Origin of the sequence: Frateuria flava (assembly GCF_017837635.1) — a bacterium.
In the GTDB taxonomy this organism is placed as follows: Bacteria; Pseudomonadota; Gammaproteobacteria; order Xanthomonadales; family Rhodanobacteraceae; genus Frateuria_A; species Frateuria_A flava.
Map to the genome: position 1 here is coordinate 46616 of NZ_JAGJRS010000002.1, position 13041 is coordinate 59656.

At 67.2% G+C, this 13041-nt stretch carries 11 protein-coding genes, 4 tRNA genes and 1 pseudogene; 8 read left to right on the forward strand and 8 right to left on the reverse strand.

Annotated features, from left to right (window positions below):
- Nucleotides 1–230: 230 nt before the first annotated feature.
- Both J7I44_RS00695 and gloB read right to left on the reverse strand, forming a co-directional pair.
- Nucleotides 231–1481, reverse strand: a complete 1251-nt coding sequence (locus J7I44_RS00695; RefSeq protein WP_209614540.1) for a transglycosylase SLT domain-containing protein — start codon at nucleotides 1479–1481, stop codon at nucleotides 231–233.
- A complete protein-coding gene (gene gloB / locus J7I44_RS00700) occupies nucleotides 1478–2242 on the reverse strand; it encodes a hydroxyacylglutathione hydrolase (RefSeq protein ID WP_209614541.1) in 765 nt (254 codons plus the stop codon). The genes J7I44_RS00695 and gloB overlap by 4 nt, the downstream gene beginning before the upstream one ends.
- Before the next feature lie 205 nt (nucleotides 2243–2447).
- Between gloB and J7I44_RS00705 the strand changes: the two genes are divergently transcribed.
- From J7I44_RS00705 to dnaQ, 3 genes are read left to right on the forward strand one after another with little or no spacing between them, the layout of a single operon-like run.
- Nucleotides 2448–3128, forward strand: coding sequence for a methyltransferase domain-containing protein (locus J7I44_RS00705; protein ID WP_209614542.1), 681 nt, complete (start codon nucleotides 2448–2450; stop codon nucleotides 3126–3128).
- Nucleotides 3129–3146: 18 nt separating this feature from the next.
- On the forward strand, nucleotides 3147–3590 hold the full coding sequence (rnhA, locus tag J7I44_RS00710; RefSeq protein ID WP_245187829.1) for a ribonuclease HI: 444 nt from the start codon (nucleotides 3147–3149) through the stop codon (nucleotides 3588–3590).
- Complete coding sequence (dnaQ, locus tag J7I44_RS00715; RefSeq protein ID WP_209614544.1) at nucleotides 3587–4321, forward strand: DNA polymerase III subunit epsilon; 735 nt, start codon at nucleotides 3587–3589, stop codon at nucleotides 4319–4321. Before rnhA ends, dnaQ begins: the two co-directional genes overlap by 4 nt.
- Before the next feature lie 190 nt (nucleotides 4322–4511).
- Here the strand turns inward: dnaQ and J7I44_RS00720 are convergent, their stop codons facing one another.
- From J7I44_RS00720 to ppsA, 3 genes are all read right to left on the reverse strand, one after another.
- Complete coding sequence (locus J7I44_RS00720; protein ID WP_209614545.1) at nucleotides 4512–5216, reverse strand: PP2C family protein-serine/threonine phosphatase; 705 nt, start codon at nucleotides 5214–5216, stop codon at nucleotides 4512–4514.
- Nucleotides 5217–5321: 105 nt separating this feature from the next.
- A tRNA-Ser gene (locus tag J7I44_RS00725) sits at nucleotides 5322–5411 on the reverse strand.
- 85 nt (nucleotides 5412–5496) lie between these two features.
- The gene (gene ppsA, locus J7I44_RS00730; protein ID WP_209614546.1) at nucleotides 5497–7884 is read right to left on the reverse strand and encodes a phosphoenolpyruvate synthase; all 2388 of its coding nucleotides are present in this window, start codon (nucleotides 7882–7884) and stop codon (nucleotides 5497–5499) included.
- A 223-nt stretch (nucleotides 7885–8107) separates the two neighbouring features.
- Between ppsA and ppsR the strand changes: the two genes are divergently transcribed.
- Together ppsR and J7I44_RS00740 are read left to right on the forward strand one after the other, a co-directional pair.
- The gene (gene ppsR, locus J7I44_RS00735) at nucleotides 8108–8923 is read left to right on the forward strand and encodes a posphoenolpyruvate synthetase regulatory kinase/phosphorylase PpsR (protein WP_209614547.1); all 816 of its coding nucleotides are present in this window, start codon (nucleotides 8108–8110) and stop codon (nucleotides 8921–8923) included.
- A 16-nt stretch (nucleotides 8924–8939) separates the two neighbouring features.
- Nucleotides 8940–9431 (forward strand): DUF1249 domain-containing protein, encoded by a 492-nt coding sequence (locus J7I44_RS00740; RefSeq protein WP_209614548.1) that lies wholly within the window; start codon nucleotides 8940–8942, stop codon nucleotides 9429–9431.
- A gap of 149 nt (nucleotides 9432–9580) precedes the next feature.
- On the opposite strand, the gene J7I44_RS00745 is transcribed toward J7I44_RS00740, so the two are convergent.
- The 3 genes from J7I44_RS00745 to J7I44_RS00755 all read right to left on the reverse strand — a co-directional run bounded on the left by J7I44_RS00745 (nucleotide 9581) and on the right by J7I44_RS00755 (nucleotide 9856).
- Nucleotides 9581–9657: transfer RNA gene (locus J7I44_RS00745), tRNA-Asp, on the reverse strand.
- Nucleotides 9658–9695: 38 nt separating this feature from the next.
- Nucleotides 9696–9771, reverse strand: a tRNA-Glu gene (locus tag J7I44_RS00750).
- 9 nt (nucleotides 9772–9780) lie between these two features.
- Nucleotides 9781–9856 (reverse strand) — tRNA-Ala (locus J7I44_RS00755).
- 150 nt (nucleotides 9857–10006) lie between these two features.
- On the opposite strand from J7I44_RS00755, the gene J7I44_RS00760 reads away from it, so the two are divergent.
- The 3 genes and pseudogenes from J7I44_RS00760 to J7I44_RS00770 form a co-directional block, all read left to right on the forward strand.
- The gene (locus J7I44_RS00760) at nucleotides 10007–11761 is read left to right on the forward strand and encodes a cation:proton antiporter (protein WP_209614549.1); all 1755 of its coding nucleotides are present in this window, start codon (nucleotides 10007–10009) and stop codon (nucleotides 11759–11761) included.
- Nucleotides 11762–11902: 141 nt separating this feature from the next.
- The gene (locus J7I44_RS00765) at nucleotides 11903–12658 is read left to right on the forward strand and encodes an FKBP-type peptidyl-prolyl cis-trans isomerase (RefSeq protein WP_209614550.1); all 756 of its coding nucleotides are present in this window, start codon (nucleotides 11903–11905) and stop codon (nucleotides 12656–12658) included.
- Nucleotides 12659–12779: 121 nt separating this feature from the next.
- Nucleotides 12780–13041: pseudogene (locus tag J7I44_RS00770) on the forward strand (UDP-glucose 6-dehydrogenase); the annotation flags it as partial.

The following is a 13041-nucleotide window of genomic DNA, read 5'->3' on the forward strand; positions in this document are numbered from 1 at the left end:
GAAGCAGGCCGACTGTTGTATCACCGACCTGGCTGCTTCCGAAGGGCCTGTGCCGACCACCTTGCGGGCGACCGATCCGGATCGCGCGCAGGCGTGCTGCTACACGGGGCTGCCGGTTTTCCAGGCACGCGTGTCGTTGCAGGATGCGGGCGACGGCACGCGCATCCATGGGACGGGTTGGTGCTCCCGGCCTGGCTGGGCTACGCGTGTCGGTAGCATCGGGTGAGGCCTCACTCGGGCGCCCTGACCCTGAGCTTCTGCCCGATGCGGATCGCGTTGCCGCGCAGGTGGTTCCAGCGCTTCAGCTGAGCGATCTGCACGTGATAGCGGTGGGCGAGGTCGAACAGCGTGTCGCCGCGATGGACCACGTGGACCGCCGGCGGATCCGCCGCTCCGGCCGCGGGCGTGGCCGGGATGTGCTCCGCCTTGCGGGTGGCGGGAACATCGTCGTCGCCCAGCTCCGGTAGCGCAGGCCGCGCACTCACGCTGGCGACCCGATCGTCGGAGTCACCGACCGCCTGCGCCAGCAACGTCGTGCGCAGCCGGTCGGCATGCCGGCGCGGCAACAGCACGCGACCGCCGTGCCGGGTGTCGATGATGCCGTTGCGGTAGCCAGCGTTGATGACGGTCAGCGCCTCCAGCGGCAGGCCCACCTGGCGGGCCACGGTTTTCAGCGAAATGCGCCGGTTCACTTCGACGGCAACCAGTTGCTGGTCGGTATCGAGCGTGGGCAGGGTGACGTGGAAACGCTCCGGCTGCTGGACCACGCAGGCGATCGCCATCAGCTTGACCAGGTGCGCGCGGGTGCTCGCGCGAACCGGCAGCGTGGGCACCGCGGGCTCGGCCGCCGGTGCTCCTTCGCGGTTGACCAGGCGGTCGATGCCGTAACGACCGGCGTTGTAGGCATAGTCGGCCAGGCGCCAGTCCTGGAAGTAGTCGTGGTAGTGGCTCAGCAGCGCCATCACCTTGTCGGTCGACTCGGTCAGATCGAGCCGTGCGTCGTAGCTGGGTTCGACGCTCAGACCCATGTGGCGCGCCGTGCCGGGCATGATCTGCCACATGCCGGCAGCGCGCTTGTGCTGCGGCGCGACCGGGTTGAAGTGACTCTCCACCCACGGCAGCAGGGCGAACTCACCCGGTACGCCATGGCGCATGGCGCTCGCCTCCACGTACACCAGCCGGGGCAGGATGCGCTGCATCTGCGCCTCGAAGTGCCTGGGCGAGCGGGTGTAGCGGCGGGCCCAGGTGTCGATCGCCGGATCGGCCGCGCAATCGGTCATCGCGAAGCTGTCGCGCAGGCGTTCCCAGACGTTGGTGGTGGTCACCGGCAGTTGCGCCGCGCCGGGCGCGGCGGTCACCTCGGGCACCGTGGCCGTGGGTGCTTCCACACGGGGCGGCTCGGCCTGCGGCAGCGGCGCGGTGGCACACGCGGCCAGCAGCAGCGGCAGGAGGAGCGGCAGGGGTCGCAGTACATGTTTCATCCTTGGAAGGCGTCCTTTGCGGCGCGCAGCGCAGCGAAGCGTTCGACCCGGCTGCCACCGGCGTGGCCGCGGCTGGCCCAGTCGGTCAGCGGCTCGCTGTCGATGCGCAGGAAGGGGTTGCAGGCCAGCTCGCTGGCCAGCGGCACGGGAAGGGTGGGGCGGCCGTGCGCGCGTGCCTCGGCGGCCTCCTCGCAGCGGGCGGCCAACGCGGGATTGGCCGGATCGACCTCACGCGCGAAGCGGCCGTTGGCCTGGGTGTACTCATGGCCGCAGCAGACCTTCAGGTCGCCCGGCAGCGCGGCAAGCCGTTCGAGCGAGGCAAGCATCTGCGCCGGCGTGCCTTCGAACAGGCGCCCGCAGCCGAGGCTGAACAGGGTGTCGCCGCAGAACAGCAGGCCTTCGCCGGCGTAGGCGATGTGGCTGCGGGTGTGGCCGGGAACGTCGATGACCTCGAAGCGCGCCCGCGGACGGTCCAGCGAGACCACATCGCCCTGACCGACGCGGCGGTCGACCGCGCCGATGCGTTCGTCGCGGGGGCCGTAGACGGTCGCGCCGTGGCGCTCGCGCAATGCGGCGGCACCGGCGACGTGATCGCCGTGATGATGGGTGAGCAGGATCGCCCGCAACTGCAGCGCTCGCCCGGACAGGGCGGCCTCGACAGGGCCCGCGTCGCCCGGGTCGACCACGATCGCCTGGCCGGCATCGTCGTGCAGCAACCAGATGTAATTGTCGGCAAGCGCCGGTAACGGTACGACGTGCAAGGAGGGTCTCCGCAGTCTTCGTATCGACTGGCGCAGGCATCCGGCTTGCGCGAACCGGCCGACTATAAGTGCCGTATGCCGGTGGCTCGTTAGTGAGCCGTTAAATGTGTGACCTGTGTTCAGGCAGGCGGCCGGTTCCGCGACCTGTGACGCGCTTGCGACCGCCAGCGGCTACACTTCGCTTTTGCGGCAAAACGGGCGCGATATGGCCGAGCGCAATCAAGATGTCTACGACAGCAAGCCGATGCGCGGCCTGCTCGCCGCAGAAGCGCAGGCGCTCGCTCCGGAGCTGCAACGCTGTGCCGGCGCGTATGCGCTGCAGGTATCGGCGATCGCGCGCGCCCGGCCGCCGGCCTTGCCGATGCTGGACCGCTGGGTTCATCTGCACCTGGACGGCAACCAGGGCGCGGGCGACCTGCGCATGCGCCTGGACGAGCCGCTGCCCTTCCTCGACGACGCCTTCGGCCTGGTGCTGCTCAGCCATGCCCTGGAGGTGGCGTCCGACCCGCCGTTCCTGCTGCGCGAGGCGGCCCGCGTGCTTGCTCCGGGCGGAATACTCGCGCTCACCGGCATGCATCCGGCCAGCGGCTGGTTGCCCTGGCTGCTCTGGCGCCGCCAGCGCGGCGTGAATCTGGAATCCCCGCTGCGCATCGGCCACTGGCTGCGCGGGGTCGAACTCAATGTCGAGCGCGTGCAACGGGTCGGTCCGATGTGGCCGAGCTCGGCCGTGGTGCCCCACCACGGCGGTCCGCTCGGCGGCGGTTATCTGTTGATCGCGCGCAAGCGTCGACTGGCCGCCGCGCCGATCCGGCTGCGCCCGCGGGCCATTGCCGCGACGCCGGTCGCCGGTCTGGCGCCGGGTGCGCGCCGCAGCGCCGCCGCCTGATTTTCTTCGCGAGGAATGATGACTGAAGTCGAAGCGTTTACCGACGGCGCGTGCCTGGGCAACCCCGGGCCGGGCGGATGGGCCGCACTGCTGCGTGCCAAGGGTGTCGAGCGTGTGCTTTCCGGCGGCGAGGCGGACACCACCAACAACCGCATGGAGCTGATGGCCGCGATCGGCGCACTGGAGGCGCTCACGCGTCCATGCAAGGTCGTGCTGACCACCGACTCGCGCTACGTGATGCAGGGCATCGAGCAGTGGCTGCCGAAGTGGGTCGCCAACGGCTGGCGCACGTCCGACAAGAAGCCGGTGAAGAACCAGGATCTGTGGGAGCGGTTGGCAGCGGCCAAGGCGCCGCATCAGGTACGCTGGGCGTGGGTGCGCGGCCACACGGGCCACGTGGAAAACGAGCGCGTCGATACCGCCGCGCGCGAGCAGGCCGAGCGCCACAGGGGCAGGGCATGAGACAGATCGTTCTGGATACCGAGACCACGGGCCTGGAAGTGCGCCAGGGTCACCGGCTGATCGAAATCGCCTGCGTGGAGCTCATCGAGCGCCGACCGAGCGGTCGGCACTGGCAGACCTATCTCAACCCCGAGCGCGCGATCGACGAGGGCGCGCGGCAGGTTACCGGCATCGAGGACGCGTTCCTGCTGGACAAGCCGCGCTTTGCCGAGGTCGCCGCGGAGTTCCTCGAGTTCATCGGCGACGCCGAACTGATCATTCACAACGCAAGCTTCGACGTCGGTTTCCTCGACGCGGAGCTGGCGCGCGTGGGTGCACACCTGGGCTGCATTGCCGATCGCTGCCGCGTGATCGACACGCTGGCGATGGCGCGCGAGCGCTACCCCGGCCAGCGCAACAGCCTGGACGCATTGTGCAAGCGCCTGGGCGTGGACAACTCCGCGCGCGACCTGCACGGGGGACTGATCGACGCCCAGCTGCTGGCTGACGTCTACCTCTACATGACCTCCGGCCAGGTCGCGTTGGACCTGGCCTTCGAGGGCGCCCACGAGGAATCCGGCGCAGCCGTGCTGGCCCCGGTCACCCTGCTGCGCCGCCCGCGCGTGCTGCGCGCAGACGCGAGCGAAATCGCCGCGCACGAAAGCCGGTTGGATGCGCTGGACAAGGCCGCCCAGGGCGGCAGCGTGTGGCGTCGCCTGGAACAACCCGAGCCGGCGCTGGCCGAGGCCTGATCGCCGCCGAATACGCCGCTTTTTGCAGGAGCGCCCTTGGGCGCGATCGCGGCGTCCGATGTGGCATGGCGGTCGCGCCCAGGGGCGCTCCTACATGGCGCGTCGGGCGCGTTGAGCTGTGCGGTTTTTGACGGCTGTGGGGCGCGCGATACTCACTTCCCCGGCTTACAGGAAATGGGACGCGCAAGCGCTAGCTGACGCGCGCCAGGATCACCGTGATGTTGTCGTCCGCGCTGCCGTCCAGTGCGGCCAACAGCAGGTGATCGACGCATTCCTGCGCAGCAAGGTCGGTGCGCCCGACGATGCGCGCGATGGCGGCGTCGGACAGGCTTTCGGTCAAGCCGTCGCTGCAAAGCATGAAGCGGCTGCCTGGCTCGGCCGGTCCTCTGGCCATGCCGATATGGAGTTGTTCGGTCGCGGTCACCCCCAGCGCCTGGGTCAGCACGTTGCGCTGTGGATGCCTGTCGGCCAGCGCCGGATCGAGCTGGCCGGCCGCGACCAATTCCTGCACGAGCGAATGGTCATGACTGACCTGGCGCAGCGCGCCGCCCTGCCACAGGTAGATGCGGCTGTCGCCGACCCAGGCCACCTCGTAGCGGTCGCCACCCAGCCGCAGAGCCGCCACCGTCGTGCCCATCGGGAACTGGTCCGCCGTGGCGCTGGAGTGCCGGAACAACCGCTCGCCGGCGCCACGCACCGCCTCCACCAGCCCACGCCCGCGCGCGACCTGCTCGACGATGGCATCGCGCACGAGCGCCGAGGCGACCTCGCCATGCTGGTGCCCACCCATGCCGTCGGCGACCAGGAACAGGCCCAACGCCGGATCGGCGTAATAGGTGTCCTCGTTGCGCGCGCGGCGCAGGCCGACGTGGGTACCGTGTCCGAACTCGATCATGGGGTGCCTGAAGGTGCGAGCGCCACGCAGCATGCCATGGCCCCGCGCTCCGCAAAAGCAACGGCGGAAAAACAAAACGCCCCACGAGGGGGCGTTTGTCTTCACTGGCGGAGAGGGTGGGATTCGAACCCACGGTACGCTTACACGTACGCCTGATTTCGAGTCAGGTACATTCGACCACTCTGCCACCTCTCCGAAAAGGTCGCGGGTCGACGCGAGCCGGCGATTTTACGTGGAGCCGGGAGTCCTGACAAGCGCTCCCGGCACCCCCGCGCCGACCTCAACCGGCCTTCTTCTTGGCCAGCCGCAGCCAGGTGTCGACCACCGTGTCGGGGTTGAGCGAGACCGACTCGATGCCCTGGTCCATCAGCCACTCGGCCAGGTCCGGATGGTCGCTCGGGCCCTGGCCGCAGATGCCGACGTATTTGCCCTTCTCGCGCGCGGTCTTGATGGCCATCGCGAGCAGCTTCTTCACCGCCGGGTCGCGCTCGTCGAACAGGCTGGCGACGATGCCCGAGTCGCGGTCCAGGCCCAGGGTGAGCTGGGTGAGGTCGTTGGAGCCGATCGAGAAGCCGTCGAAGATCTCCAGGAACTCGTCGGCGAGCAGGGCGTTGGAGGGCACCTCGCACATCATGATGACCTTGAGGTCCGGCTCTCCATCAAAACTTTGGCCCTGCTTGAGGCCGTTCTTCTGAAGCACCTCGATCACCTTGCGACCTTCGCCCAGGGTACGCACGAACGGGATCATCACCCACACGTTGGACAGACCCATCGTCTCGCGGACCTTCTTGACCGCCTTGCATTCCAGCGCGAAGGACTCGGCGAAGCCCGCATCGACGTAGCGGCTGGCGCCGCGGTAGCCGATCATCGGGTTCTCCTCGTGGGGCTCGTAGCGCGAGCCGCCGATGAGGCCGGCGTATTCGTTCGACTTGAAATCGGACAGGCGCACGATCACCGGCTTCGGGTACACCGAGGCGGCGATGGTGGCGATGCCTTCGGCCAGGCGGTCGACGTAGAAGCTCACCGGATCGGCATAGCCGGCCATGCGCTCGTCAATTCTGGCCTTGGTCTCGGCGTCCTGGCGGTTGTATTCGAGCAGGGCCTTCGGGTGCACGCCGATGTGGCTGGCGATGATCATCTCCAGCCGTGCCAGACCGATACCGGCGTTGGGCAGCATGCCGAAGTCGAACGCGCGTTCCGGGTTGGCCACGTTCATCATGATCTTGAGCGGCGCCTCGGGCATGGCGCCCAGGTCGGCGGTGATGCGGTCGAAGGCGAGCTTGCCTTCGTAGATCGTGCCGGTGTCGCCCTCGGCGCAAGACACGGTCACTTCCGCGCCGTCGGGAATCGTCTGCAACGCGTTGCCGGTGCCGACCACTGCCGGCACGCCCAGCTCGCGCGCAATGATTGCGGCGTGGCAGGTGCGGCCGCCGCGGTTGGTCACGATCGCGGCGGCGCGCTTCATGATCGGCTCCCAGTCGGGGTCGGTCATGTCGGCGACCAGCACGTCGCCGTTCTGGAACTCGTGCATCTGGCTGATCGACTTGACCACGCGCGCCTTGCCCGAGCCGATCTTCTGGCCGATGGCACGGCCCTCGGCGAGCACCTTGCCCTTCTCGTTGAGCTGGAAGCGCTCCAGCTGCGTGGCGTGGGCGCGCGACTTCACCGTCTCCGGGCGCGCTTGCACGATGTAGAGCTTGCCGGTGTTGCCGTCCTTCGCCCACTCGATGTCCATCGGGCGGCCGTAGTGCTGTTCGATCACCAGCGCCTGCTTGGCCAGCTCCTGCACGTCCTCGTCGGAAATGCAGAACTTGTTGCGCAGCTCGGTCGGCGTGTCCTCGATGCGCACGCGCTCGCCGGGCTTGTCCGAATAGACCATGCGCTGCTGCTTGGCGCCCAGGCTGCGACGGAGCAGGGCGGGCTTGCCCGCCTTGAGCGTCGGCTTGAAGACGTAGAACTCGTCGGGGTTGACCGCACCTTGCACGACCATCTCGCCGAGGCCGTAGGATCCGGTGACGAACACCACGTCGCGGAAGCCCGACTCGGTGTCCAGGGTGAACAGCACGCCGGAGGCGCCGATGTCCGAGCGCACCATCAGCTGCACGCCGGCGGAGAGGAACACGTCCTCGTGCTTGAAGCCCTGGTGCACGCGGTAGGCGATCGCGCGGTCGTTGTAGAGCGAGGCGAAGACTTCCTTGACCTTGTGCAGCACGTCGTCGATGCCGACCACGTTGAGGAAGGTTTCCTGCTGGCCGGCGAAGGAGGCGTCCGGCAGGTCCTCGGCGGTGGCCGAGGAACGCACGGCGACAGCGATGTTCTCGGCGCCGGCGTCCTTGCACAGCTTGGCGTAGGCGTCGCGGATTGCCTGGTCCAGTTCCTGCGGCAGCGGCGTTTCGGTGACCCAGCTGCGGATCTCCTTGCCGGCGGTGGTCAGCGCCTCGACGTCTTCCACGTCCAGGCCGTCCAGCCGCGCACGGATGCGCTTGGCGACGCCGCTCTTGTCCAGATATTGCTGGAACGCATCGGCCGTGGTGGCGAAGCCGCCGGGCACCGAGACGCCGAGCTTGGCGAGGTTGCCGATCATCTCGCCGAGGGAGGCGTTCTTGCCGCCGACCTTGCCCAGGTCGGTCATGCGCAGGTTGTCCAGCCAAAGCACCAGGTCGTTCAAGGGAATCTCCTTAGTAAAGCTTGGGTAATACGCTGCGCCGCGCCGGAATTCGGGCCGCAAAGGACTGGTATTGTCCGCTTTCGATGGTGCATGGCACAAGAAGACCATTTGTTCACGATGCCGCGCCAACTGCATACCAGTCAGCGCGGAGTCAAGCGGGGACAGGCTTTGGCGCTTGCGCTAAGGTGCCAGACCAGGCTCCGGGCACAAATGGAAGGCAGGCATGCAACGTACGGTTTTCTTCATCTCCGACTCCACTGGTATTACGGCGGAGACGATCGGCAACTCCATCCTCGCGCAGTTCGAAGGTATCCAGTTCGACAAGCATCGCCTGCCGTTCGTGGACGATTCGCATAAAGCCGAGGCTGCTGCGCTGCGGATCAAGACGCGCTACGCGCAGACCGGCGAACGTCCCATCGTGGTCAACACCATGGCCGACCGGGGGTTGTGCGAGATCGTGGCGGCCAGCGGCGCGCTGATGCTGGACGTGTTCGCGCCCTTCATCGGACCGCTGGAAGAAGAGCTGGGGACCAAGCGCTCGGGCGCAGTCAACCGCTCACATGGCCTGGTCGACTTCGACAAGTACGAGGCGCGCATCAACGCCACCAACTATGCGCTGGCGCACGACGATGGCGTGGACGTGGACTACGCGCAGGCCGATCTGATCCTGATCGGCGTATCGCGCTCGGGCAAGACGCCGACCTGCCTGTACATGGCCTTGCATTACGGCGTCAAAGCCGCCAACTACCCCCTGACCGACGACGACCTGGACAAGCTCGAACTCCCCAAACGGCTCAGGCCGTACAAGGATCGCCTGTTCGGTCTCACCATCGACCCGCAGCGGCTGGCGCAGATCCGCGAACAGCGCCGGCCAGGAAGCCGCTATGCCACCGTGCAGCAATGCCGCTGGGAGCTGGAACAGGCAGATCGGCTGATGCGCCAGGCGGGCATTTCCTCGCTCAACACCACCCACGTATCGATCGAGGAGATCGCCAGCAAGATCTTCGAGCGCTTCGGTATCGAGCGCACCATGTTTTGAGGTATATCCAAGTTTGATGAGTGCCGTACTGGACAACCGCTCCGCCTTGCTCCCGGGACGCTTCGAGTTCCTGATGGGGCTTTACGCGGAGAACTATCACCGCCTGGCGCACCTGTTCGCGCCGCAGACGCTGGCGCCCGGACGTTACCGCTCCAGCGTGGACGACGGCCTGGACGTGCACATGCATGTGCAGGAGCGCCATCCCTACACGCTGGAGCTGGAACTGACCTACGGCTTCGTCGATGCGAACACCGGCCATCCGACGCCGTCGGCGCAGCTGCGCATGTACACCGACGCGCACGTGGCCGAGGCATTGCACTGCCATCCGGGCCGGCACCTGTGGCAAGTGCTGGGGCCGTTTCCGGAAGCGCATACCGTGCTGCAGCACCGGCTGCGCATGAACGGGTTTCTTTCGCGTTGGCTGGAGTACCTGGCCGAGCAGGGGCATTCGGTGGGGACGCTCGAACGGCTGGATGACTCGCCCGTTCACCCCGGCCGTTCGCCCTGAGCGTAGGCCGCAGGCCGAAGTCGAAGGGTGAGTTGTCGCGCGACGCTTCGACTCCGCTCGCTGCGCGAGCTACGCTCAGCGCGAACGGTGCGAGCAAACAGACGGCGTCGAGGCAACAAAAAACCCGCACTGGGCGGGCTTCTCGTAAGTGGCGGAGCGGACGGGACTCGAACCCGCGACCTCCGGCGTGACAGGCCAGCATTCTAACCAGCTGAACTACCGCTCCGCGTTGTTTTCCAGCTACACAAAGTGCGAGACCAACCTTGGCGTCCCCACGGGGATTCGAACCCCGGTCGCCACCGTGAAAGGGTGATGTCCTAGGCCTCTAGACGATGGGGACGGATTAGGTTGGTGGAGCCAGGCGGGATCGAACCGCCGACCTCCTGCATGCCATGCAGGCGCTCTCCCAGCTGAGCTATGGCCCCGCCGCTGGAAGCCCGAAAGAATAGGCAGGGTTCGCGATTCCGTCAAGCTTTTTTTAGAAAAATTTTGCGCGTGTCCGTCGCGCGCAAGACGTCGCATCAACACCTTCATCGGGTGACGTAAGCTGGACGGCCATACGCGCCGGAGCATGCATGCACGAGATTGGTTTCATCCGCGACCTGGCGATGGTGATGATCGTGGCGGGCGCCACCACGGTGTTGTTCCAGCGCCTGCGCCAGCCCGTGCTGCTGGGCTACATCCTGGCCGGCGTCCTGATCGGCCCGCACACGCCCGGCGTGCTGGTGGGCGACCCGCGCGCGATCGACGACATCTCCAATCTCGGCGTCGTGCTGCTGATGTTCACGCTGGGCCTGGAGTTCAGCGTGCGCAAGCTGCGCGAGGTCGGCCTGGGTGTGCTGATGGTCGCGGTGATCGAGGTCGGCCTGATGTTCTGGATCGGCACCGGTCTGGGCGAGGCGCTGGGGTGGAACCGGATGGATGCGCTGTTCCTCGGCGCACTGATCTCCCTGTCTTCGACCATGGTTGCCACGCGCACCCTGGCCGAGGGCGGCTTGCGGCATATGCCGTTCGCCCAACGGGTAGTCGGGATCCTGGTGGCCGAGGACGTGCTGGCGATCGTGATCCTCACGGTGCTCAGCGCGGTGGCGATCGGCGGGGCCATGGAAGCCGGGACGGCACTGACGGTGGTGGGACATGTCGGGCTGTTCGTGGTCGCGGGGATGATCCTGGGCTTGTTGCTATTGCCCCGACTCATCGATTACGTGGCCGGTTTCGGCCGCGACGAAACGCTGCTGGTGAGTGCGCTGGGCGTGTGCTTTGGTGCAAGCCTGTTTGCCGCATGGTTGGGCTTCAGCGTGGCCCTCGGCGCGTTCCTGGCCGGCGCGGTGATCGCCGAGGCGCGCAATGCGCACCGCGTGATGCGGCTGGTCGAGCCACTGCGCGACATGTTTGCAGCCCTGTTCTTCGTGGCCATCGGTTTGAAGATCGACCCGGCGCTGCTGTGGCAGTACGTGTTGCCCGCGCTCGGGATCGCCGCGGTGGTGATGATCGGCAAGACCCTGGCGGTCGGCATGGGCATGGTCGCGGTGGGGCAGGAGGTGCGCTCTTCGATACGCACTGGCCTGAGCATGGCGCAGATCGGCGAGTTCTCGTTCGTGATTGCCGCCCTGGGCGCCTCGCTTGGCGTGGTCAGCGATTTCATCTACCCGATTGCCGTGGCGGTTTCGGTGGTGTGCATGGCCGCGTCGCCGTACCTGGTGGGCCATGCCAACGGCATTGTCGACGGCATGCGGCGGGTCACGCCCGGGCCCGTGCGGTTGCTGCTGACCAGCTACGCGAACTGGCTGGGCAGCCTGCGGCCGGTCGAGCAGAACGCGATGATCGCCGCCATGCTGCGCCGGCTGCTCTGGCATATCGGGATCAACGTGGTGCTGGTGGTGACCCTGTTCGTGATCGGCGCTTACGTCAATGCGCACAACTGGGCGTGGTTCTCGACTTTCGGCGTGGGGCGCGAGACGCGGCATTCGCTGATCTTCGCCGCGGCCTTGTTCCTGTCGTTGCCGATGCTGATCGCCATCTACCGCAAGGCCGAAGCGTTGGGCATGCTGCTGGCGGAGCTGGGTATCCGCGAGCAATTCGCTGGCGGCTACACGCACACTATCCGCAACTTGCTGGCGCGGCTCATCCCGCTGGGCGCGCTGCTGGCGCTCGGGTTGCTGGTGAGCGTGCTCGGATCGGCGATCCTGCCGCCACGCGGCGTGGCGATCGTTCTGCTGGTGGCCGGGGTGCTGTTGTCGGCGGTGCTGTGGCGTGCGCTGGTGAAGATGCACGCCAGGCTGCAGGCGGCCCTGCGCGACACCCTGGAGCGGCCGTCGCCGGACGAGTGAAGGGAACCTTTCCAAACCATGACGGTCGACAGCCGGTGTCGTTGCCAAGACCGCTCGACGCGCCTCACAATGCCCCGCCTGCCTCCATCGGGGAGGCCCGGCCGCATTGCCGGCATATCCAAACACGAGGGAGTTTCTTCGATGAAGCATTTTCTGCGTCCCACGCTGACGGCGGCCACCCTGGCCGTTGCGCTGGGCATGACCGCGGGGGTCCACGCTCAGTCCGCCAAGTCGGGCGCTACCGGCACGGTCGACAAGACCAAGGCCAGCTACGTGGTTGGCTGGGACCTGGCCAGCCAGCTGCCGCCGCTGGTGCGCGAGGAGGTCGACCCGGCGACGGTCGCCCGCGCCGTGCAGTCGGCGCTGTCGGGCCAGAAGCCGACCATGAGCGAAGCCGAGGCCAAGAGCGTGCGCGACGCGTTCGTCGCCAAGCTGCAGGCCAAGGCCAAGGCCCAGTACGAAAAGGTCGCCTCCGAGAACAAGACCAAGGGTGAAGCCTTCCTCGCCAAGAACAAGACCGCTCCTGGCGTGAAGACCACCGCGTCGGGGCTGCAGTACAAGGTGATCAGCGAAGGGACCGGCGCGCGTCCGGGCCCGAACGACACCGTGCAGGTGAACTACGTGGGCACCTTCGTTGACGGCGAGAAGTTCGACGCATCGGCCGACCACAACAAGGGCCCGGCTTCGATTCCGCTGCAGGGCGTGATCCCGGGCTTCCGCGAGGGCCTGGAGTTGATGAAGACCGGCGCACACTACATGCTCTACATCCCGTCGAACCTGGCCTACGGTGCACAGCCGCAGAACGGCTTTCCGCCGAACGCCGCGATCATCTTCGACGTGACCCTGGTGAAGACCGGCCCGACCCCGGCCGGCGGTCAGGATCAGGCGGGCAAGTAATTCCCCGTCGCATGGATCAAGCGAGGGCGCGGAGCGATCCGCGCCCTTTCTTTTTGCGATCGCCACGGGTGGCGCCTGTTAGAATCCGCGATCGTTTTGTTCTGGAGCGCTTGCCCGGATGATGAATGTCACCCTGTTCGGCACCGGCTACGTAGGCCTGGTCACCGGCACCTGCCTGGCGGAAATGGGCAACCGCGTGCTTTGCGTGGACGTGGACGCGGGCAAGGTCGCGCGCCTGAAGAACGGCGAGGTGCCGATCTTCGAGCCAGGCCTGTCGCCGATGGTCAAGCGCAACTTTGAGAGCGGCCGGCTGGATTTCACCACTCAGGCGGAGCCTGCGGTGCACCACGGCGAGGTGATCTTCATCGCGGTGGGCACGCCGC